This window comes from Faecalitalea cylindroides, assembly GCF_028321995.1.
Classification (GTDB): domain Bacteria; phylum Bacillota_I; class Bacilli_A; order Erysipelotrichales; family Erysipelotrichaceae; genus Faecalitalea; species Faecalitalea cylindroides.
Genome location: NZ_JAQLXG010000006.1, coordinates 76,059 through 97,079, shown reverse-complemented (window position 1 = coordinate 97,079; position 21,021 = coordinate 76,059). Strand labels below are relative to the sequence as shown.

Annotated in this window: 24 protein-coding genes and 1 tRNA gene; all 25 read right to left on the bottom strand. The window is 34.8% G+C overall.

Annotated features, from left to right (window positions below; genetic code table 11):
- Nucleotides 1-90: 90 nt before the first annotated feature.
- Nucleotides 91-166: transfer RNA gene (locus PND65_RS05110), tRNA-His, on the bottom strand.
- 117 nt (nucleotides 167-283) lie between these two features.
- Complete coding sequence (locus PND65_RS05105) at nucleotides 284-1,891, bottom strand: hypothetical protein (protein ID WP_271990788.1); 1,608 nt, start codon at nucleotides 1,889-1,891, stop codon at nucleotides 284-286.
- 153 nt (nucleotides 1,892-2,044) lie between these two features.
- The gene (locus PND65_RS05100; RefSeq protein WP_015535289.1) at nucleotides 2,045-2,719 is read right to left on the bottom strand and encodes a YjjG family noncanonical pyrimidine nucleotidase; all 675 of its coding nucleotides are present in this window, start codon (nucleotides 2,717-2,719) and stop codon (nucleotides 2,045-2,047) included.
- Nucleotides 2,720-2,755: 36 nt separating this feature from the next.
- Nucleotides 2,756-3,151: an ATP synthase F1 subunit epsilon gene (gene atpC / locus PND65_RS05095; RefSeq protein ID WP_015535290.1), complete on the bottom strand. Its 396-nt coding sequence runs from the start codon at nucleotides 3,149-3,151 to the stop codon at nucleotides 2,756-2,758.
- A 1-nt stretch (nucleotide 3,152) separates the two neighbouring features.
- Nucleotides 3,153-4,556 (bottom strand): F0F1 ATP synthase subunit beta, encoded by a 1,404-nt coding sequence (gene atpD, locus PND65_RS05090; RefSeq protein WP_015535291.1) that lies wholly within the window; start codon nucleotides 4,554-4,556, stop codon nucleotides 3,153-3,155.
- 10 nt (nucleotides 4,557-4,566) lie between these two features.
- Nucleotides 4,567-5,412 carry an ATP synthase F1 subunit gamma gene (gene atpG / locus PND65_RS05085; RefSeq protein ID WP_015535292.1) on the bottom strand — a complete coding sequence of 282 codons (846 nt, stop codon included), beginning with the start codon at nucleotides 5,410-5,412 and terminating at the stop codon, nucleotides 4,567-4,569.
- Nucleotides 5,399-6,934, bottom strand: a complete 1,536-nt coding sequence (atpA, locus tag PND65_RS05080; protein WP_271990792.1) for a F0F1 ATP synthase subunit alpha — start codon at nucleotides 6,932-6,934, stop codon at nucleotides 5,399-5,401. Before atpA ends, atpG begins: the two co-directional genes overlap by 14 nt.
- A 12-nt stretch (nucleotides 6,935-6,946) precedes the next feature.
- Entirely contained in the window at nucleotides 6,947-7,477 is a 531-nt protein-coding gene (gene atpH, locus PND65_RS05075; RefSeq protein WP_087158949.1) for an ATP synthase F1 subunit delta, read from the bottom strand.
- Nucleotides 7,471-7,986: a F0F1 ATP synthase subunit B gene (gene atpF, locus PND65_RS05070; protein WP_022356193.1), complete on the bottom strand. Its 516-nt coding sequence runs from the start codon at nucleotides 7,984-7,986 to the stop codon at nucleotides 7,471-7,473. The genes atpH and atpF overlap by 7 nt, the downstream gene beginning before the upstream one ends.
- A 15-nt stretch (nucleotides 7,987-8,001) precedes the next feature.
- Nucleotides 8,002-8,247 (bottom strand): ATP synthase F0 subunit C, encoded by a 246-nt coding sequence (gene atpE, locus PND65_RS05065; RefSeq protein ID WP_015535294.1) that lies wholly within the window; start codon nucleotides 8,245-8,247, stop codon nucleotides 8,002-8,004.
- Between the two features lie 18 nt (nucleotides 8,248-8,265).
- Entirely contained in the window at nucleotides 8,266-8,970 is a 705-nt protein-coding gene (locus PND65_RS05060) for a FoF1 ATP synthase subunit A (RefSeq protein ID WP_195294262.1), read from the bottom strand.
- Nucleotides 8,963-9,337 (bottom strand): ATP synthase subunit I, encoded by a 375-nt coding sequence (locus PND65_RS05055; protein ID WP_015535296.1) that lies wholly within the window; start codon nucleotides 9,335-9,337, stop codon nucleotides 8,963-8,965. Before PND65_RS05055 ends, PND65_RS05060 begins: the two co-directional genes overlap by 8 nt.
- Complete coding sequence (locus PND65_RS05050; protein WP_015535297.1) at nucleotides 9,330-9,506, bottom strand: AtpZ/AtpI family protein; 177 nt, start codon at nucleotides 9,504-9,506, stop codon at nucleotides 9,330-9,332. Before PND65_RS05050 ends, PND65_RS05055 begins: the two co-directional genes overlap by 8 nt.
- A complete protein-coding gene (gene upp, locus PND65_RS05045) occupies nucleotides 9,507-10,127 on the bottom strand; it encodes a uracil phosphoribosyltransferase (RefSeq protein ID WP_015535298.1) in 621 nt (206 codons plus the stop codon). It lies immediately after the preceding gene.
- A gap of 54 nt (nucleotides 10,128-10,181) precedes the next feature.
- Nucleotides 10,182-10,928, bottom strand: coding sequence for an MBL fold metallo-hydrolase (locus PND65_RS05040; RefSeq protein WP_035401949.1), 747 nt, complete (start codon nucleotides 10,926-10,928; stop codon nucleotides 10,182-10,184).
- Entirely contained in the window at nucleotides 10,918-12,264 is a 1,347-nt protein-coding gene (gene dnaB, locus PND65_RS05035) for a replicative DNA helicase (protein ID WP_271990794.1), read from the bottom strand. The genes PND65_RS05040 and dnaB overlap by 11 nt, the downstream gene beginning before the upstream one ends.
- 3 nt (nucleotides 12,265-12,267) lie before the next feature.
- Nucleotides 12,268-12,717 (bottom strand): 50S ribosomal protein L9, encoded by a 450-nt coding sequence (rplI, locus tag PND65_RS05030; protein WP_022356197.1) that lies wholly within the window; start codon nucleotides 12,715-12,717, stop codon nucleotides 12,268-12,270.
- A complete protein-coding gene (locus tag PND65_RS05025) occupies nucleotides 12,698-14,662 on the bottom strand; it encodes a GGDEF domain-containing protein (protein ID WP_271990796.1) in 1,965 nt (654 codons plus the stop codon). The genes rplI and PND65_RS05025 overlap by 20 nt, the downstream gene beginning before the upstream one ends.
- Before the next feature lie 13 nt (nucleotides 14,663-14,675).
- Nucleotides 14,676-15,530 (bottom strand): YybS family protein, encoded by an 855-nt coding sequence (locus tag PND65_RS05020; protein WP_172694737.1) that lies wholly within the window; start codon nucleotides 15,528-15,530, stop codon nucleotides 14,676-14,678.
- Nucleotides 15,531-15,594: 64 nt separating this feature from the next.
- Nucleotides 15,595-16,257, bottom strand: coding sequence for a phosphatase PAP2 family protein (locus PND65_RS05015; RefSeq protein WP_087158944.1), 663 nt, complete (start codon nucleotides 16,255-16,257; stop codon nucleotides 15,595-15,597).
- A gap of 8 nt (nucleotides 16,258-16,265) precedes the next feature.
- Nucleotides 16,266-17,156, bottom strand: coding sequence for a sensor histidine kinase (locus tag PND65_RS05010; RefSeq protein ID WP_271990800.1), 891 nt, complete (start codon nucleotides 17,154-17,156; stop codon nucleotides 16,266-16,268).
- An 83-nt stretch (nucleotides 17,157-17,239) separates the two neighbouring features.
- Nucleotides 17,240-17,995, bottom strand: coding sequence for a hypothetical protein (locus PND65_RS05005; protein WP_271990802.1), 756 nt, complete (start codon nucleotides 17,993-17,995; stop codon nucleotides 17,240-17,242).
- Nucleotides 17,995-18,906, bottom strand: coding sequence for an ABC transporter ATP-binding protein (locus PND65_RS05000; RefSeq protein WP_271990805.1), 912 nt, complete (start codon nucleotides 18,904-18,906; stop codon nucleotides 17,995-17,997). Before PND65_RS05000 ends, PND65_RS05005 begins: the two co-directional genes overlap by 1 nt.
- An 81-nt stretch (nucleotides 18,907-18,987) precedes the next feature.
- Complete coding sequence (locus PND65_RS04995; RefSeq protein WP_022356203.1) at nucleotides 18,988-19,656, bottom strand: response regulator transcription factor; 669 nt, start codon at nucleotides 19,654-19,656, stop codon at nucleotides 18,988-18,990.
- A gap of 20 nt (nucleotides 19,657-19,676) precedes the next feature.
- The gene (gene rlmD, locus PND65_RS04990) at nucleotides 19,677-20,990 is read right to left on the bottom strand and encodes a 23S rRNA (uracil(1939)-C(5))-methyltransferase RlmD (protein ID WP_195191046.1); all 1,314 of its coding nucleotides are present in this window, start codon (nucleotides 20,988-20,990) and stop codon (nucleotides 19,677-19,679) included.
- Between the last annotated feature and the right edge of the window lie 31 nt (nucleotides 20,991-21,021).

Below are 21,021 nucleotides of genomic sequence, written 5' to 3'. Positions count from 1 at the left end.
CAGACAAAAAGGACTGGAGTTTCCATTTAAGGAATTCCAGTCCTTTTTTAGATCTAACTTTTAACTGTTAGACCCCCTTGTATTTTCTTATGGGGCGGCTGACGCGATTCGAACGCGCGCATGACGGAGCCACAATCCGCTGTGTTAACCACTTCACCACAACCGCCATATGTATATAGAACACGTAAAATCCGTGTGCTTGTATATTATATACAATGAGCATTCGAAAGTAAAGAAAAAAATTAAAAAACGACCTTTAAAATTTAAAGGTCGTTTAAATCAACTATTTTAAATACTTTTTAACAACTCCAAAAAGTATACCGGCTAACGATAACATGAATAGCCCTAACACAGAAAGAACGTTTGTAGAATAAGCTGTATTTACTACTTTATTCTCTGTCTTTGTTTCCTTTACAGTCGATTCATTCTTTGGGTTTTCGGTATCAGACGGTTTGGATGGTTTTACATCTGTATCAGAAATAACAGAATATGTATATGTGAAATGTGCCTCATCATCTTTATGTGTTAATTCATACTCTATATTTGAAGACCATTTACCAATTGTATATCCTTCTAAAGGTGCATTTCCAACTTCTGGAAGTTCATGTTTAACAGTACCATCTTGACTTGGATTTCCATTTTCATCAAATAAAGTATACACTTTATAAATCGTATCATTTGTTCCATCATTCCATGTGCCATTGACAACATCATAGGTTACTTTAATCTGATATTGATCTGGAATCTTATCGGCTTGTCCATCTGGTCCAATGTTATCTTCTCGCCACACATATTTGATCGTGATATCTTCATTACCAACTGTACCCTGTGCTCGATAATTATTTGGATTGGTATCCACCATTCCAGTTACTGTCTCAGACTCCAGGATCCAGCCTCTGTTATATGTTGCTGTTCCAAAATCTATGGTCGAACCAATCGCTCTTGTATATGTACTTGTTCCTCCTTTTACAGTGCTTAAGCTTCCATCTCGATTATAGAATTCTGTAATCACTGTAACATTTTTTGCCGGTGCATATGTATAAACAAAGTTAGAACCATCATCTTCTTTAGTTAATGTATATTTCATTCCACTTTGCCAGGAACCTCTTGTAAAACTTTCATTTGGTTTATTTCCAACAGATGGAAGTTGAGCTCTAGCAGTTCCTTGATCACTTGGGTTACCTTCACTATCTGTTAAAGTATAAACTTTATTGACTGTATTCGTTGTACCATCGTTCCATGTTCCATTCACAACATCATAGGATACTTTAATCTGATATTGATCTGGAACCTTATCGGCTTGCCCATCTGGTCCAATGTTATCTTCTCGCCATACATATTTTATCATGATATCATCATTTCCGATAATTCCTTCAGCTTTATAATTGTTTGGATTGGTATCAACCATTCCAGTTACTGTTTCAGATTCCAAGATCCAGCCTCTTTTATATATAGCTGTAGAAACATTAAATGATGTTCCCGGGGTTCTGGTATATGTACTGATTCCCCCACTTTCTTTGTTTAAACTTCCATCTCGGTTATAAAATTCAGTAACGACCGTAACTGTGACTTTGTTATCCTCTACAACAGGTTCTGAACTTCCACTAAATTGAACTGGTTCCTTTTGTATTTCTTTATTTTGGACTTTTTCAGTTAAAGTTTGCTCAAATTCATTTATATCTTCTGTTGAAACTGAATCTGAATTTAAAATATCTTTTGTTGCTTCTATTGCTGTTTCATCTAGATTTTCCTGTTTAACAGGTTCCACTTCATTTTCTTCAGCATGTACAGCTACATTCATACCAGGAAGAGCTGCTGCCGAAAAAATAGCTGCAATTAGGCCCAAACAAGAACCTATTTTTAGCATTTTATTTACTCTTTTGTTGGACATATAACATCCCTCCTCTTATCTATTTTCAATCTATCAATTGCTTGTAAAGACAACAGAAAAGAAATGTTAAATTTTTGGAAATTTACAATTCAAATCAACTAATTATTTAATAAATAAAAAAGAATATGAAAACTTATTTTCCATATTCAAAAATTATAAAATATTCATAATTTCATACAGAGAATTTATCTTGTATGTCGCCAGTGAATCATTTATTCCCTTTTTATTACGATCAAACCAGATCGTTTCAATTTGGCTGTTGATGCCTCCTTGTACATCAGCCGAATATGAATCTCCAATGATCATAATTTCATTTTTATCGGTAATTCCAATATCATTGATACAATAATTAAAAAATCGTTTGTTTGGTTTTGCACACCCAATCTTTTCCGATGCATATATTTTTTTCACGTATTTTAACATATCCGCTATCTTTAAACGATTCCACTGCTGATCATAAGGTGCATTGCTGGTAAGAAAAACTTCATATTTATTTGATAAATATTGCAAAAGATCATAAGCACCATCTACTTCCTTGGCAATATAATTTAAACTATTCACGAAATATCGTTCAAATACATGCCCTTCAAAATCAATCTTTAATGCTCTAAAAATTGTATTCCAACGAATTTCGTACAACTTTGTTTTTGTGAGTTTTCCTTCTTCGATTTGCTCCCATAAAGAATCATTTATTTTGACAAATGTATCAAATACATCTTCATGATACGTGATTCCATATTTTTTAAAACCTTCCTGTATTGAAATCTTGGAGCATTTATTGAAATCTAACAAAGTGTTATCAATATCCAAAAATATATATTTTTTCATAGTGAATATTCTATATGAAAAAACGATGGTTATCAACTAACCACCGTATACATTAATTCTATTTACAGCTCTTTCCAAAGCCAATTGAGCTCGTTTTAAATTCGTCACTTCATCTTTTTTCTCAATTCTAGCTCTGGCACGTTCATAAGCTCTTTTTGCTCTTTCCAAATCGATTTCCGTTTTTCCTTCAATCGCATCGGTTAAGATCATCGCTTTATTATCTTCTAAGTGGCAAAACCCACCTGATAAAGCATATTCATACCTTTGATCATTATTGTCAACCAAAGCTAGTTTACAAGGTACCAAAGATGCAAAAATAGGTAAATGATCGGTAAGTAAAGTCATTTGCCCTTCAACACTTCTTAAAGATATGCTCTTTACGTCAACTTCGCTATATGTTCCATGTGGAGTTACAATTTTCAAAGAAATCATATTACTCACCAGCCATCTGACGTGCTTTTTCTTGTGCTTCTTCAACCGTACCTACAAACATAAATGCCTGTTCCGGTAAATCGTCAAATTCTCCTGCTAGAATACGTTCAAAAGAACGAATCGTATCTTCCAAAGGAACATATTTTCCTGGAATTCCTGAGAATACTTCAGCTACGTTAAAAGGCTGTGATAAGAAATTTCGTACACGACGAGCACGGTTTACGACCTTTTTGTCTTCTTCACTCAATTCATCCATACCCAAAATAGCAATGATATCTTGAAGTTCCTTATATCGTTGAAGAATACTTTGTACGCCTCTGGCAACATTGTAATGTCTTTCTCCTACAACCAATGGATCCAGGATACGAGAACTTGATTCAAGTGGATCCACAGCTGGATAAATACCTAATGCCGCAATATCACGATCAAGTACGGTTTTCGCATCCAAATGTGTAAAGGCTGTAGCTGGAGCTGGGTCTGTCAAGTCATCGGCAGGTACATAGATTGCCTGAACAGAAGTAATAGATCCATCATTGGTACTCGTGATTCGTTCCTGCAACTGTCCCATTTCTGTCGCCAAAGTTGGCTGATACCCAACGGCACTAGGAACACGTCCTAACAAGGCACTAACTTCAGAACCTGCCTGAGTAAAACGGAAGATATTATCAATAAATAACAATACATCTTGATGTTCTTTATCACGGAAGTGTTCAGCCATGGTAAGACCTGTTAAACCTACACGCATTCTGGCCCCAGGACTTTCATTCATCTGTCCATAAACCAAAACAGTCTTATCTAAAACTCCACTTTCTTTCATTTCATGATACATATCATTACCTTCACGAGTACGTTCTCCAACACCAACTACAACAGATTTTCCTCCGTGTTCTTTGGCAATGTTATGAATCAACTCCTGAATTAATACGGTTTTTCCAACACCGGCACCACCGAACAAACCAATTTTACCACCTTTAGCATATGGACATAGCAAGTCGATTACTTTAATACCTGTTTCCAATGGAACACTAACTGTACTTTGTTCATCAAATGCTGGTGCCGGTCTATGGATTGGTTCGTATTCAACATCTTTTACTTCTCCAAGTCCATCGATTGGTCGACCTAATACATTAAACATACGTCCCAAAATAGCATCGCCTACAGGAGCTTGAATTGGTTTTCCTGTATCAATCGCGTCCATACCGCGAACAAGGCCATCAGTGCTTCCCATCGCAATGCAGCGAACTCGATCTGCACCTATTCCCTGTGCTACTTCCACGATCAAGCTTTCCTCGTCTGGACGTTTTATTTCTATGGCAGTCAAAAGGTCAGGCAGATGATCTTCGTCAAAAGAAATATCTACAACTGGCCCAATGATCTGGACTACTTTTCCTATATTTTTTGACATTTTCTTCCTCCTATGTCAGCGCATTGGCACCACCGACAATTTCGGTGATTTCCTGCGTAATTGCAGCCTGACGAGCCTGGTTAAAGGCCAATTCAAGAGCTTCCTGCAACTCGTTGGCATTATCCGTAGCACTTTCCATTGCCATACGTCTTGATGCCTGTTCACTGGTCTTGCTCTCAAGATATTTTGAATAAACAACCGATTTTGTAACCATTGGAATTACATTGCTAAGCATCTGTTCTCTAGATGGTTCAAATATCATCTCTTTATGAGATTCTTTTTTTTCTTCCGATTGTTTTTTTACTGGTAAAAGAGTTTCCAATGTTGGTATAAAGGTCAATGTATTTTTATAGTGAGTATATAAGATCTGTATCTTAGAAATTTCCTTCCTTTCAAACAGATCCAAGGCTTCAACTACTTTTGAAGATAATTTGTCATATGCATCATCTTCATTCATATCAATTAGTTGATCACATACATTATAGTCTCTAGACTTGATCCAATTTACCCCGCGTGAACCAATCATGATGATCTTATCTTCGTTAGAAATTTCACTTTGTACAGTTCTTTGAATATTGGCATTGTAACCGCCACAAAGCCCCATATCACTGGTAATCACAAATACATATGCTGGTTTACCCATATTTTCGTTTAAAAATATAGATTTATCGTCTGTAGAACGTAAAACTAATGTAAGTAGATGCTGCAGAGCATCGGCATACTCACGATTTTCTTCCATTGCAAGTTTTTGTTTTGTTAACTTGCTGGAAGCGACAAGTTGCATAGCCTTTGTAATCTTTTTCGTTGAATCAACTGATTTTATACGAGCCTGGATAGCTTGTCTACTTTGTGCCATCTTGTGCACCTTCCATCAGTAAAAACTCTTTGGTAAAGGCATCTAAGGCTGCTTTGATCTGAGATTCAAGATCTTCATCTAATTCTTTTTTAGATTCAATCTGATCTAAAATATAAGGATATTCACGATTTACATAAGATATCAAGCCAGTTTCATATGCCTGTACTTTTTCGACAGGAATATCCTTCAAATATTTATTCTTTGCGGCAAATAAACTAACAACCTGTTCACTTACTCGCATTGGAGAATATTGTTTCTGGATCAAAAGTTGTGTCAAACGAGCTCCGTGATTTAAAACTTCCATCGTAGCTGCATCAAGATCAGAACCAAATTTTGCGAATGACTCCATCTCACGATATTGTGCTAATTCGAGTTTTAAAGAGCCAGAAACTTGCTTCATAGCTTTAATTTGAGCAGCTGAACCAACACGGCTTACTGAGAATCCTGAATCAACACTTGGACGGATACCTTCATTGAACATATCAGTTTTCAAGAAAATTTGTCCATCCGTAATGGAAATAACATTTGTAGGAATATACGCTGAGATATCTCCTGCCTGTGTTTCAATAATAGGAAGAGCCGTCAAAGAACCATTTCCATAATCCTCATTTAGACGTGCTGCTCTTTCTAGTAATCTTGAATGTAGATAGAACACATCCCCAGGATATGCTTCACGTCCTGGTGGTCTTCTTAATAACAAAGACATTGTACGATATGCCACCGCATGTTTAGATAAATCATCATAAACAATCAATACATCTTCACCATTTTCCATCCACTCTTCACCAATAGCACATCCTGCATATGGTGCAAGATATTGTAGAGGTGCTGGTTCACTTGCAGTTGAAACAACAATCGTTGTATATTCCATTGCTCCATATTGTTTAAATTTTTCTACAATCTGGGCAACCGTACTGGCTTTTTGTCCAATCGCAACATAAATGCATTTTACATTTTGTCCCTTTTGATTGATGATCGTATCTGTTGCGATTGCCGTTTTACCGGTCTGACGATCACCGATGATCAGCTCACGCTGACCACGACCAATTGGAATCATAGAATCAATGATCTTCAATCCTGTTTGTAATGGTACCGAAACACTTTTTCTTGTCATAACACCTGGTGCTACTCTTTCAACTGGACGTGTTTTTGTTGTATGGATCTCTCCATTTCCATCAATTGGTTGTCCTAAAGCATTAACAACGCGTCCTACCATAGCATCACCAACAGGAACCTCAACGATATGTCCTGTTCTCTTAACAAGATCGCCTTCCTTGATATCGTTTTTTTCACCCATCAAAACGACACCAACTTGTTCGTCTTCAAGGTTCATGACCATACCATATACATCATGAGGGAACAATAACAATTCACTCATCATTGCATTGCGAAGACCATATACTGTTGCAATACCATCCCCAATACTAAGAACAGTACCACTTTCATTCATTTCTAGATCCTGGTCGATATTTTGAATTTGCGCTTTGATCAATTGTGAGATCTGTGCTGGATTTAAACTCATAGTATCACCTTTCTAGCCACTTATTTTTTCTTTGATCGCTTCAAGGCGCGATAAGACCGTATTGTCTAAAACCATATCTCTTGTACATACCTTCATCCCGGCAATCAATTCCGGTTTAATGGCAATATCCAACTCTACAGTTTTATTCAATTTTGTTTCTAACATCTGTTTTAATGAAGATTTCTGTTTTGCATCTAATTCAGAAGCACTTTCCACCTTGATGATTTCAATATCGTGAGCATCACGATAACACATTAAGTATGCCTGATAAATCTGCGGCAAATTTGCGATCACATCATGTTCATTAAACACGAGTAACGTTTGCATCATCGTTGCATCAAGCCGATCTTCAAACAGATTCAAAAGCCATGTTTTTTTTGTCGCTTTTGTAATCTTTGGATGAGATAAGGCAAGCACAAAATCTTTTTCCTGCTGCCAAATTGAAGATAAGCTTTCTAGATCAGACATATACTTTTCTTCTTTACCTGTATCTCTTGCAATTTCAAAAATAGCTTGAGCATAAGGCGTCCAAGTTTCTACCATTTAGAATTTCCTGCCTTGTCGATAAAATCATCAATATATTTCTTTTGTGTTTCTTCATCCATTTCTTTAGAAACAAGCTTCTTGGCTGCTTCCAAAGCAACTGAAGAAATGGCGTCCTTCATTTCTTTTTCCGCATTACGTTTATCACGCTCTATGTCTTCTTTAGCTCGTTCCTTGATGCGTGAAACTTCATTCTGGGTTTGTTGCAATATCTGCTGTTTTTCTTCCGATGCTTCAGCACGTGCAGATTCGATGATTGAATGTGCTTCTTTCCCAGCATTCTTCATCTTTTCCACATACTGCTCTTTGATATCTTCCGCTTCTTTTTTTAATTGTACAGAAGAATCAATATTCTCTTGGATCAATGCTTGTCTTTTTGAAATTAAAGTTAACAATTTATCCCAAAAAAACTTCTTTGCGATCATAACAATCAAAAAAGTTGAGATACAAACTAAAACAACATCCGTTAAAGAAATTCGCAGATAGTTATCAATATTGAAACCATCCATATCTATACCCAATCGTTACCCTTTTATAAAAATTAATAGAATGGCAATTACTAATGAATAAATACCTGTTGTTTCGGCTAAGGCAATACCAAGAACCATGATTGACTGAATCTTGCTGGCAGCTTCTGGATTTCGAGCAACACTCTCAGCACCTTTACCTGCAGCAAATCCCTGTCCAATACCTTGACCAAGACCCGCTACCATGGCAATACCAGCACCTAAAAGTGCCATACCCTGTACGAAAAATTCATTAAATTCCATTTTGTTTTTCCTCCTTGTTTATTCTTCTTCTGCCACTTGCTGTCCTAAATTGAACGAAGCTAATGTAAAGAAGATATATGTTTGAATCACGCCAGAAAATATATCAAAATACATGTGTAAAAATGGTGTTACTGAAAGTCCCAACACCCCCCAAGGCATTAATGCCTTGATTAATGTATATACAAGCATCGTAATGATACTTCCGGCCAAAATATTTCCAAATAAACGCATCGTCAAAGAAATTGGCAAAGCCATTTCTCCAATGATGTTCAGTGGTGTTAATATCACCATAGGTTCTGTGAGCTCTTTTAATCGAGCAATAAGTCCACCTTTTTTGATGGCATTACCTTGAATCATCAACCACATCGTAATAGCCAATGTCGCATTAAAGCTTACATTGCTGGTCGGATTTTGTAATCCAATCAATCCGATCAAGTTTGATGCAATCATCATCAAGATCAATGTTCCAAAAAGTGGGATATATTTTTTTGTGGTTTCTCTTAAATTTCCTTTAATCACAAAAAGCACCAGATTCAATGCTTCTTCACTAATATAAACAATTCCCTTACTGGCTTTCGATGGATCTTGTCTCTCGATTTTTTTGCCAGCAACGATAAAGAAAGTTGCAAAAACGACACATAAAATCAGCCATACTAAAATCGACTGCTGAATTTCCAAAGTGAATGAACCAACATGAATCTCTAAAGCACTAATGCTAGGCATTCTTATCCATCCTTCCCTCTAATAAAGCATAAACAAATATTGAAAGCTTGTGACATAAAAATCCCACAAGCAAGGCAATGATTGAAATATTTAGATAGACGAAAAATCCAAATATTACAGCGTATATAATATAACGAACTATATAATTAGCTGCACCTTGACGTTTTGATAGTTTCTCATCCGGTTTTAATGAAAGTGCCATCTGCACAATCATAGCATATCCTATAAGTCCTGTACCCAATCCAACCAGGACTCCTACCAGAACATAGATATCATTAAACAACAATCCAGCTATAATCGCAACACTTATTCCAATTAAAAGAGAATAAATTACGATTTTTTTGTTCATTGATGTAACTTCATTCATGTTTATTTGCCTTATGTAACAATATGTAGATTGAACCTACTACACTATATATCAAACCAACAATGATAAAAATTGGTGTCGTATTTAGCCATTCATCCAATTTATATCCTAGAAATAAACTTAATAAAATATTTACTAACAGTACACCAGAAAACGTAAACGGCTTCATTTACTTTGTACCAAAAATACGATCTCCGGCATCTCCTAAACCAGGAACAATGTACCCTTTTTCATTTAGATGATCATCTAAACTTGCTAGATAAATATCTACATCCGGATGTGCTTCTTCAACAACTTTGACTCCTTCTGGTGCGCCGACAAGGCATACAAGCTTGATCGAAGTTGCTCCTTGTTTTTTAACCATATCAATTGCCGCAACACTAGATCCACCTGTTGCAAGCATTGGATCGACTATAATAACGGCTGCCTCATCCATATTTGAAGGATATTTTTCAAAATAAGGATGTGGTTCTAACGTTTCTTCATCACGATACATTCCAATATGAGCAATCCTTGCAGTAGGAATCAAATTTTGTATTCCGTTTACAACGCCAAGACCTGCTCTTAGAATCGGAACGATTACAACATCCTTTGCCATTTCATAACCAATTGTCTGACATAAAGGTGTTTCAATTGGAATTTCGTTCAAAGGAAGATCTCGTGTAACTTCATAAACCATTAGGCCTCCAATTTCATCTAAATTTTGACGAAAATCTTTTGTACCCGTTTCTTTTTTACGCATAATTGTAAGCTTATGCTTGATCAATGGATGATCAAATACTGTTAACATATTTTTACCTCGCAATCTCTACCCATTATAACAAATCCATTTTTAAAAATAAAATTAAAACGACTTGATTGTAAGTATCTCATGCTGTTTTGCAGCACGAATATTCACACCACGATATGGAAGATCCTTTTTTAAGAAATGATCATGAATGCATTTTAATGCAATAGATGGATCATTTGCTTCTTCTGAAATATGAGCTAAAACAATTTCTTTTGTTTTAGAATTGATCAATGAAGCTAGATTAGAGCTGGCATCCAAATTATTCAGGTGACCACTATCTCCCAAAATACGCTGTTTCAAAAACATTGGACGATTCGTATTCATAAGCGTTTCAATATCATGATTACTTTCAAATATATAATAATCAGCATTTTCTAAATATGTTTTAACTTCATTGGAAACGTATCCTGTATCCGTTACATATACCAATTTTTTGCCATCTGCATAGATTACATACCCAACAGTATTTGGGCTGTCATGCGATAAAGAAATGACTTGAATATGAAATTCATTGACATCAAATTCCTGAAGTGGTCTAACAATACGATGATTGTCTAAATCTTTTAGATCGCAATATGAATAAACAGGAAGATGTCTAAAATGCTTTAGTTGTGATACATGATCGGTGTGTGCATGAGTGACCAACAATGCATTTAAATCGTCAACTCTTTGATTTACACTACCTAATGCATTCATTAAATATTTTTTTGTCGATCCACAATCAATTAATAAAGAACTGTTTTTCGTTCGAATTAGACAACTGTTCCCCTTTGAACCGCTACACAATAGATCAACCTGCATAAATATCTTCCTCTGTACTGGCATAATTCGTAAATCGAGAAATTCCTTTTTCAAAGGCTAAATGAATCTTACCAATGCTACCATTACGATGTTTAGCCAAAGAAAGATCAACGACTTCAGTTTCGTCCTGACCTTCTTTATCTTTGTCATAATAATTAGCTCGATATAAAAACATAACGATGTCGGCATCCTGTTCAATAGATCCAGATTCTCGCAAATCGGATAACTGCGGTTCATGATCTGTCCTTTCTTCAACCTTACGTGATAACTGAGATAAGGCAATAACTGGACATTCCATTTCTTTTGCCAATATCTTTAAATTTCGTGATATATCGGATACTTCCTGTTGTCTTGAATCAGCTCTTGAGCCTGTGATTAACTGCAAATAATCAATCACAACAAGTGAAATTGACCCGTATTCACTTTTTAGTTTACGTACCTTGGAAAAAATCTGAGATACTTTAATACTACTCGTATCATCAATAAAAATCTTTCTTTCACTTAAACGAGTTCCTGCTTCATAAAGTCTTGACATCTCATCTGCATTTAAACGTCCATCTCTCAACTTATTAGAAAGAACCTGACTTTCACTGGACATTAGACGCTTCATTAAAGAATCACTAGGCATTTCCAGTGAGAATACTGCTACGCAACCCTCATTTCGTTTTGCCACTTGACTTGCAAAATTTAGTGCCAGTGCTGATTTTCCCATTGCTGGACGTGCCGCCAAAATGATCAAATCACCTCTTTGAAATCCATTGGTCATCTTATCTAGATCAGTGTATCCTGTCTGGATCCCAGTAATACCCTGTTTTGACTTTAAAGCTTTTAATTCCTCAATAACACGATTGACGATCTCCTGGCTGGATTCAAACTCTGCTCCTCGACGCTGTCTTGTCACATCCATGATCGAACGTTCTGCATCATCCAAGATCGTATCTATGTCTTCAGGAGATTCATATCCTTCCTGGGCAATTTTATCGGCCGCATAGATCAAAGCTCTCAGTTGCGCCTTGTTTTTGATTGTTTCGATATAATGTCTTGCGTTTGCACTTGAAATTGCAGAGTCTGCCAGTCTAACGATATAATCGGCTCCTCCTGCTGCTTCAAGTTCATCTTTATCCTGCAAACGCGTAACGATCGTATTGATATCAAGAGGCTGACCATTATCCTTGATTTCTTTCATGCACTGAAAAATACGTTGATGACTTGGCGTAAAAAACTCATCAGGACTTAAATCTAAGTCCTGACAATCGTTCATTACATTTGGATAAATCATCAACGATCCTAAAAGTGACTGTTCAATTTTTAAAGAGTTTGGAAGTTCTCTAGTCATAATTTACCCCTTCGGACGTACTTGAACAACAATTTCCCCAATTACCTGTCCTTTATATAAGTCTACTTTTACACGTGTTGTTCCAATGCTGGAAACAGGAATATCCATATGAATCTTTCGTTTATCTACGATAATTCCTTTTTTATTTAATGCTTCGGCAATCTGCTTGCTGGAAACAGAACCAAAAGCCTGTCCATCTTTTCCTGTATTTAACATAAATTCAACTGGCGTAGTTTTTAGTTCTTCTGCAATTTTTTCAGCCTGTTTTTTTAAATCTTCTTCATGCAGTTTCTTTTCTTCCAACTGATGATCTAAAACCTTAACAGATCCTTTGGTATAAGCAACCGCCATTTTATTTTTGATCAAGAAGTTTCTCGCATATCCGTCACTTACTTCTTTGACCTCATCTTTCTTACCTACATTTTTAACATCCTTAAGCAAGATTACTTTCATGTTCTTCCTCCTCTAATATCTGTAACAATTCCTTTTTTAATTCTTCCGGTTCTGTAGATTTTTTCTCTACAGCAGCCGCACTGAAATGACCTCCACCATCTAAGGCTTCCATGATTTTCTGCACATTATAAGTGCCATCACTTCGAGCACTGATTGCAGCCGTTGTTGGCTCATTGATTACTTTACCAATTGTAAATGATGCCACACAACCTCGAACCAGTAATAAACTTTCACTAACTTGAGCAAGTATTGTCTTGTCTACAGGTTCATTCACACATACAACTAGATATTTACCAAAATAAGTTGAAGCCATTTGAATCAAATGATGTTTCAAGGTAAATCTAGAAAAATCTTCACAAAGAGCTTTTTCAGCAATCGCAGCATTTGCGCCCCAGGAGCGAAGTGCCGCTGCCGCTTCAAATGTCCTTGCATCGGTATGCATCTTGAAACGGTTTGTATCAACCAAGATGCCTAAATACATGATCGTTGCTTCTGCTTCATAAATTGGAATATGATTTGGAATATTCTGCAAAAGTTCAACAATCAATTCACATGTGGATGATGCTGTACTTTCAACATACGTTAACATTGGATGTTTGACAAATGACTCATTACGACGATGATGATCTAATACAATAATTCTTTGTGCATGAGAAACAAAGTCTTTGGCACTTGAAATAGCCGGTATTCCATGATCGACCATGATTAAAAGATCTTCTTCATAATCCATCATGCTCATCGCCTCGCTGATCGTGATAAAATTATGTCTTTCATGCAAAACATCTTGATATTTATCCATCAAATCTTGAAGTTGCGAATCTCTAGGTACATCTTTTAATACGATATACGCTGTTTTATTTAGACCCGTTACCCAATTGGACATACTAAGAGCTGCACCCATACAGTCAAAATCTGACATGATATGCCCGCTAATAAACACTTTACTAGAATCATTGATTGCTTCCTGGATTGATTGTGCCATAATGCGAACACGAACTTTTGAACGAGTGGAGCTCGTTTCCGAATTTCCTCCAACAAATTGCACAGTTCCACTAGAAGCGCGAATAGCAACCTGGTCTCCACCACGTGATTGAGCCAATTCGATCAATTCATTAACCATGCCGTCTAAGATCTTAAAATCATTGGTTCCATAAGCAAAAGCCATGCTCAAAGTAATTGATACATCAAGATGATTGGCTTCATCTTTGATCACCTGTAAAATAGTAAAATTTTGAGAACGTACTTTCTTTAAAATTTCCTGATTGCATACAACAAAGAAACGATCTGATCTCAATCGTCTAATCAACATATTGTTCTCTTTGGCCCAAGAAATGATCGGAGAGCGCAAATGTGTATTGATCTTGGCAATCAACTCTTCATCTTCATACGATTGATATTCCATGTAGTTATCAAGCTGCATCAACCCTACAACTATTCCGTTATTCAAATAGTCTTGGCGCAAATTATAATAATCGGTTATTTCTCGTACATATAGTATTTGTGCATCGCTCTTACGTGTGATCTCATAAATCTTATCTTCATATTTCCCAATCACAACATCCACATCTTCATCAAAAATTGTACGTATATTTTCGATCCATGATGTAAGTTTGTGATTCACAATATCGATATTATTTTCTTTAAAATATGGTGAAGCCCAAGTTACAACATATTCATTATCATAAGTCAAGATCCCAATATGGCCAAAACTTAAAGCATCTTTAGCATCTTTCCCCAATACTCTGGAGATATCAACCTCGGTTTTGACTCCATGGATCCTTAATGATCTCCAAAGACCGATAAACGCTAGTGAAAATAATATAATCAATAAAACTCCAATTAGCGTAAACCAGTATTCTGTGCGAGTAATCGCATAGATCACAAAACAAATTGATAAGATAATAGATGCGATATACAGACTTCGCCACTTTTCAAACTGTTTCATATAAACCTCTACCCTAAACTTTTTTTCTTAGTTGAAATAAACAATCCAACTCCCCCATCAGCATCCACAATAAATTAATACCAGGAACAAATGCCAGAAAAATTGCCAAAAAAGAGAATTGTCTATTATTCCGCTTAATACTGTGATACATAAAATAGATCACACCATAATACAACAATAAAGCACAATCAAAGAGCCATATCAACATAATGATATCCAAGACCCCTTTTGAACATTCTATCACATTTTGAGATAAAAAGAATATACCCCAGATGAATAGTGATACGATTCCGACTACTTTTGAGCTTTTTTGTTGGGAAATTGGTGTCAAAGGACGATATGGTAAATGCATTCGTATACAGATCATCAAAGAAACAAGATGAATGCACAATGCCTGCAGCAAAGATAAAAATGCCACAAACAAGATTATAAATACTCCCATATCAATGAATGGTATAATAGCTCTAAAAGATTCAAACTCACTAACAAGATCATAGCCAAATAGATACGACCAAACAACAACCGTACATACATTAGATAATACCGAAAACACCAGACAAATCAAAAAGTTCGTCATATTTCGCCATTGATAAAAGAGTCCCAATCCGTAAACATATCCAGTAATCAAAGAAGTCCAACTATAAAACCAAGTTGTAAATCCACCTAACAAAAAAGTCATCAAAGCCATTGCAATACCGACAATTGCTCCTGATTTAGGTCCACTCATGGCAGTATAGATCAATACAGGAAATACAAAAAGCCATGAAGCACTGGCTTCAATCATTAAACCTGTCTGTTGATTCAAAAATAAAAGAACGCCATAAATAGCGCAAACCATGGCTCCACGCGTTATTTGATTTGTTTTCATAGCAATATTTTAACATATAAATTTATCAAAAAAAGCTATTTAACGTATTCAAACGTAAATAGCATCACAATAAAGAGCGAAAAATTGTTTTTCCTAACATTTTTCTCCAATTCACTTTATAACAAATCACACTAAACAACAATGTAACTAAGCATCCCGCAAAAACATCAATGATCGAATGCTGTTTTAAAAATACTGTTGAAGCACAGATCAAGATCTGCCAAACAATAATCAGAATCCGCCAAACCGGATGATTTTTTTTCAATTTTTTTGAATTCCACACTGCAACCATGACAGCTGTTGAAATGGAAACATGCAAAGATGGACAAACATTGGTAGGTGTATCAATGACCCACAAAAGATTAACGATCTGATCAAAAATATTTCTAGGTACTAGATCAAAACGCAAATCTGTGTAATTAGGAAATAGAAAATAGATGATAAATATTAGAGTTGTACCATTCATCATTATAAAACTTAGATCCTGGTAATCCTTTTTATCATAGAACATAAAAAAGATTAGAGATCCGACAAAAGCAATATACCAGCTAACATAAAAAATCAAAAAGTAACTGTTAAAAGGTATCTTGTCATCTAAATTACTGTGAATCAGATACTGTGGTTCACTGATTTGTTCCATGAGAAAAAAAGCCAAAAGATAAAGAATCAAATACAAAAAAGAGTAGCAGTATTTATGTTCCTTGACCCATTCCATTATTCTTTTCATGCATCCTCCTATCCTCTAATTATCATCACGAAGGAGATTATACCACACTCGATTTTAGCTTCAATGACAATATTCATCTTTTCACAAAGATCTTTAACAATTGCCATTCCTAAACCACTTCCATTATTACCTCTTGAATGATCCGCTTGATAAAATCGATCAAATATATGTTCTACCTCAATATGTTCCCCTTTGATCGCATTGGAAAACACACAAACAAGATCTTTTTCTTTTCTATAGAGTTCGATTTGAAAAGGCATACTACCATAACGAATAACATTCATAAGTAGATTTTGAAAAACTCTTTTCATTTGATCTGCATTGATATATCCTTCTAAGTTTTCGTCTTCACAAACAATCTTCGGCTCCAATCCTATTTTCGATAATTGAGGATAATATGATAAAAGGACATCGCACAACAAAGGATAAACTGGTTGTTTTTCCAAAATAAATGGTTTATTTTGCGTTTGAAGCTTTGTATATAAGAAAAATGAATCTAACATGATTTCCATATCGTTTAATCGTTTTGTGATAATATCAATATACTGAACCTGTTTATCACGATTTGCACTTTCAAGCATTTCTACATATCCTTGAATACTAGTCAATGGTGTTCGTATATCATGAGAGATGTTCGAAATCAATTCTTTGATCGTTTCTTCCTGGTGCAAATGTTTAACATATAAAGATTTATTATCTTCCCTTTGCATCTCAAAAAGCTTTATGATTTTCAACAAAGGTTTATAACGTACACTAGAAGAAATTCGCATAGAGCTATTATTTTCTTGAATATACTCTATCTGATCTTGGCAAGACATAATTTCCTTTTTTAAGCCCATGTATTTAAAAATCAAATAAACACAAAGAATTGCTAAAATCAAAACAATCAATTCTACCATAAACAACCTCTCCTTTTATAGAAAAGAGGGCCATTCAATGACCCTTAACTTTATTCTATTTTTAGCACTTCATAAAAACAAGTTTATTCTAAGTCTTTTTTCTTTAAAATAACCATGTTTAATAAAATACCAATACCTAGAGCAAAGATACCTACAATCATAGTGTTTAAATAAACATCCGAGATACGATAAGGTAATGTTCCAGATAAATAATAAATAGCATTTTCATACACTGACAAATTAAACCATTCTTGAAAGAATATATATACCATCCCAAACAAAATTCCAAATGTATATAAAAATATTAGAATGGTAGAGACTATATTCTTTTTGCTTAAATGAATGAACAATTCCAGAAATGATCCAACAGCCGTCGCTAATAAAAGTTGAATCACATAATAAATAACATAATCAAAAATGGAAATCGTTCCGAATCGACCTTGTATGAAACCGACTGTAATCAAAGAAAAAATGATATTTATAAATGAAAATACAATATAATAAATTACAAAGATTAATAATCTAGATATCGATAGTTTTAATTTGTCTGTTTGGTACGGATACACATTTTTTATAAATCCAGAAGTATATTCTTCATTTAGATAGATAACATACATCAACATAACAATAATCATAAAAATAGCACTCTTTGGAAAATAATATAAATATTCGGCAAAATTACCAATCTGCGCATCGTAGTTCGCAAAAGCAGTATTTGACATAACGTTCACGGAAGGCATTGTTAAACAAATCGTCATGATCGACATGATAAAAACACCTATCTTGAAAGAACGAATATGCAATATACGATACAAATCACTTCTTAACATATTCAACATTATTCAATTCCCCCATTTCTACTTAGAAAATATTCCTCTAAAGACTGAGAATTTAACATGCATGAATAAACAGCTATATCATTCATTACAAGCATTTTTATGATTTTATCCGAGCTAACCTCATCAAAAATATGTAATGTATTCTTATCTATAACCGCGTAAGAATAAATGCTTAACATTTGCTCCAAAAGCATGCTTGCTTTTGAAGAAGAGTCAACCTTTATTTGCAAATACTGTCGGCATCGTTGGTTTAATTCTTCGTTTGTAACACATTCGATCAACTTACCTTTTTTCATGATTCCATAGCTGGCTGCTACTTTATTTAATTCTTCCAAAATATGAGAACTAATTAGAATCGTTTTACGCTCTTCTTTATTAAGACGAATCAAGAGCTTTCGTATACTTTCAAAACCTTTTGGATCAATACCATTGGTAGGTTCATCAAGAATCAATAAATCCGGATCTTGAATAAGTGTCATTGCAATCGCTAGTCTTTGTTTCATCCCCATAGAAAACGTTTTAACTTTTTTCTTTCCTGTGTGTGCAATATCACAAAGTTCTAACAGCTCACAAAGTCTTTTGTCATCATTGCATCCTAGTGCTAAAGCTTTGGTTTTCATATTGTCAAAAGCTGTCATTGAACCTAATAATCCGGCTTCTTCAATCAATACTCCCATTCGACGATATAAGTATTTGTCTTCTGAAGGTTTATGACCAAAGATCTTAAAATCACCACTGGTGCTATTGACCATTCCTGAAAGCATCTTCATCAATGTAGATTTTCCAGCTCCATTTTCACCAATAAGACCAAATATTTCTCCCTGCACAATTTGTAATGATATTTGATCTACAGCGGTCGTATGGCGATACTTCTTGGTCAAAAGATTCGTTTCAATCGCATATTTATCCATTTTGGATTCCTCCTTCATGACTTAAGTATAAAAAAGAATATTTTAAAAACATCAAAGAAAAAGGAAAGAAAGTTTAAAGATTTACTCTCTTTCCAATTTTAATTTAAACCCTATTCCCCAAACCGTTTCGATAATATCACGTCCTTTACATTTATTACGGATATTACTAATATGAACAGACACAGTCTTGTCATCCGCTGCATAAATATCATCCCATGCATATTCATAGATATCTTTTTTAGAAAATGCTCTTTTAGGATACTGCATCAAGAGTTCCATGATACGATATTCATGTTTTGTTAAAGAAACTTTTGTATCATCTATCTGAAACGTTCTTTGATCTGGGTATAAGATAAGATTTTGTACTATGATTCCATCATCCTTATCGGTGTGATGTTTTCTTAGTTGAACATTTATTCTTGCCTCTAATTCTTCCAGGGCAAATGGTTTGGTAATATAATCGTCTGCTCCTATAGCTAATAAAGAAACTTTATCTTCAATCGTATTTTTAGCACTGACAATAATGACTGGGACATCATATTCTTTCTTGATTTTTGTTAAAGCTTGTTTTCCATCAAGACCCGGAAGCATCAAATCCATCAAGATCAAATCGCAGTTTTCTTGTTTTTGTACCAACAGAGCCTCTGTACCAGAATATGCGTGTTCACACTGAAATCCTCTTTTATTTAAATATTCTTTCACCATATCGTGGATCGTATTATCATCTTCAACGATTAATATTTTGTTCATAATCAAAACCTCACTTAAAACTAAACTCTTTCAATCAGAACCACACATTCTAAACCAGTCGTTTGACAAAACATATCAACTGGTTGAATAAACTTACAGGAATAGCCTTGTTCTTTAAACAAGATCAAATCTCGAATCAATGTCTCTGGATTGCAGGAAATATAAACAATTTTTTCCGGCTGTATCGTTGATATATCTTCAATGCCTTGAGGAGTCATACCTTTTCTTGGAGGATCCACAAATACAACATCGATCTGCTCTTCTTTTTGTGCGCACTTTCTGGCAAATTCAGTGGCATCTTGACAAATATAACGACAGTTTTCTATCTGGTTTATTCGACAATTCTCTTTAGCATTCTTTACTGCTTCCTGAACAATTTCAACACCGATCACTTCTTTTACATATTTTGAAACAGCCATACCTATCGTACCAACACCAGAATATAGCTCAATACAGCGCATATCTTTATTAAGGTCTGCTGCCTTTATAGCCTGTTCATACAGAACTTCCATCTGTACAGGATTGACTTGATAGAATGATTTAAAATGAAGCTTAACCTTATTCGATAAACAAGATTCATAAATGAACTCTCGGCCATATAATACTTCATAGTCTTTTCCTAATATTACATTGTCTTTTCTTGTATTCAAATTAAAGACAACGCTTTGAATATCTGGAAATTTCTGAATCAATTTTTGAATCAAATCACCAAAATTATTTCGCTTAGATCCTATAAATACAATTTGACATTCGTTTGTCTTATACGCATGGCGCATTAAAATGTGGCGTAAACCTTGTGCCATATCCAAAGTTATATGTTCTTGAATAAACTTATAGAGTTCATTGATTTTTTTAGATTGGATCATACAGTGATCACAACAGACAATATCATTCGAATGTAAACGATAAAATCCCATCAAGATCTTTCCATCTTTGATTTGAACTGGAAATTGGGCTTTGTTTCGATAATAAAAAGGATGTTCCATTCCCAACACATCTCTTACTTCAACATCTTCAAGTCTTTTTAAAACGCGATTCTCTAAATGATCACGTTTTCTTTTTAATTGAGCTTTATAGTCTATGTGTTGATATTGGCAGCCACCACATTTATTGAAAACTTTACAGGCTGGTTCTATGCGATCTTGACTTGTTTCTAAAAACTGCATTATTTTTCCAAAAGCATAGCTTTTTTGTACTTTTAATATTCGGATATTTGCCTTTTCCCCTTTTAAAAGACCAGGAACAAAAACGACCATATCATCAATTTTTACAATTCCTGCGGCTTGATTTGTTTCATCTATACAAGTAACGACATATTCTTCATTCTTCTTCATAACAAAAGTATAATAACTGAGTTTTATAAAA

Coding starts and splice junctions, on each gene's coding strand:
- atpE (WP_015535294.1), bottom strand. CDS start 8,247: ATGGAATTTAATGAATTTTTCGTACAGGGTATGGCACTTTTAGGTGCT.
- atpH (WP_087158949.1), bottom strand. CDS start 7,477: ATGGTAGAAACTTGGACGCCTTATGCTCAAGCTATTTTTGAAATTGCA.
- PND65_RS05000 (WP_271990805.1), bottom strand. CDS start 18,906: ATGGATAAATATGCGATTGAAACGAATCTTTTGACCAAGAAGTATCGC.
- rplI (WP_022356197.1), bottom strand. CDS start 12,717: ATGAAAGTAATCTTGCTTAAGGATGTTAAAAATGTAGGTAAGAAAGAT.
- rlmD (WP_195191046.1), bottom strand. CDS start 20,990: ATGAAGAAGAATGAAGAATATGTCGTTACTTGTATAGATGAAACAAAT.
- PND65_RS05025 (WP_271990796.1), bottom strand. CDS start 14,662: ATGAAACAGTTTGAAAAGTGGCGAAGTCTGTATATCGCATCTATTATC.
- atpG (WP_015535292.1), bottom strand. CDS start 5,412: ATGGCACAAAGTAGACAAGCTATCCAGGCTCGTATAAAATCAGTTGAT.
- atpD (WP_015535291.1), bottom strand. CDS start 4,556: ATGTCAAAAAATATAGGAAAAGTAGTCCAGATCATTGGGCCAGTTGTA.
- atpC (WP_015535290.1), bottom strand. CDS start 3,151: ATGATTTCTTTGAAAATTGTAACTCCACATGGAACATATAGCGAAGTT.
- PND65_RS05010 (WP_271990800.1), bottom strand. CDS start 17,156: ATGGTAGAATTGATTGTTTTGATTTTAGCAATTCTTTGTGTTTATTTG.
- PND65_RS05055 (WP_015535296.1), bottom strand. CDS start 9,337: ATGAATGAAGTTACATCAATGAACAAAAAAATCGTAATTTATTCTCTT.
- PND65_RS05100 (WP_015535289.1), bottom strand. CDS start 2,719: ATGAAAAAATATATATTTTTGGATATTGATAACACTTTGTTAGATTTC.
- PND65_RS05060 (WP_195294262.1), bottom strand. CDS start 8,970: ATGCCTAGCATTAGTGCTTTAGAGATTCATGTTGGTTCATTCACTTTG.
- PND65_RS05020 (WP_172694737.1), bottom strand. CDS start 15,530: ATGAAAACAAATCAAATAACGCGTGGAGCCATGGTTTGCGCTATTTAT.
- PND65_RS05015 (WP_087158944.1), bottom strand. CDS start 16,257: ATGAAAAGAATAATGGAATGGGTCAAGGAACATAAATACTGCTACTCT.
- PND65_RS05040 (WP_035401949.1), bottom strand. CDS start 10,928: ATGCAGGTTGATCTATTGTGTAGCGGTTCAAAGGGGAACAGTTGTCTA.
- atpF (WP_022356193.1), bottom strand. CDS start 7,986: ATGGATGGTTTCAATATTGATAACTATCTGCGAATTTCTTTAACGGAT.
- PND65_RS05050 (WP_015535297.1), bottom strand. CDS start 9,506: ATGAAGCCGTTTACGTTTTCTGGTGTACTGTTAGTAAATATTTTATTA.
- PND65_RS05105 (WP_271990788.1), bottom strand. CDS start 1,891: ATGTCCAACAAAAGAGTAAATAAAATGCTAAAAATAGGTTCTTGTTTG.
- dnaB (WP_271990794.1), bottom strand. CDS start 12,264: ATGACTAGAGAACTTCCAAACTCTTTAAAAATTGAACAGTCACTTTTA.
- upp (WP_015535298.1), bottom strand. CDS start 10,127: ATGTTAACAGTATTTGATCATCCATTGATCAAGCATAAGCTTACAATT.
- PND65_RS05005 (WP_271990802.1), bottom strand. CDS start 17,995: ATGTTGAATATGTTAAGAAGTGATTTGTATCGTATATTGCATATTCGT.
- PND65_RS04995 (WP_022356203.1), bottom strand. CDS start 19,656: ATGAACAAAATATTAATCGTTGAAGATGATAATACGATCCACGATATG.
- atpA (WP_271990792.1), bottom strand. CDS start 6,934: ATGAGTTTAAATCCAGCACAGATCTCACAATTGATCAAAGCGCAAATT.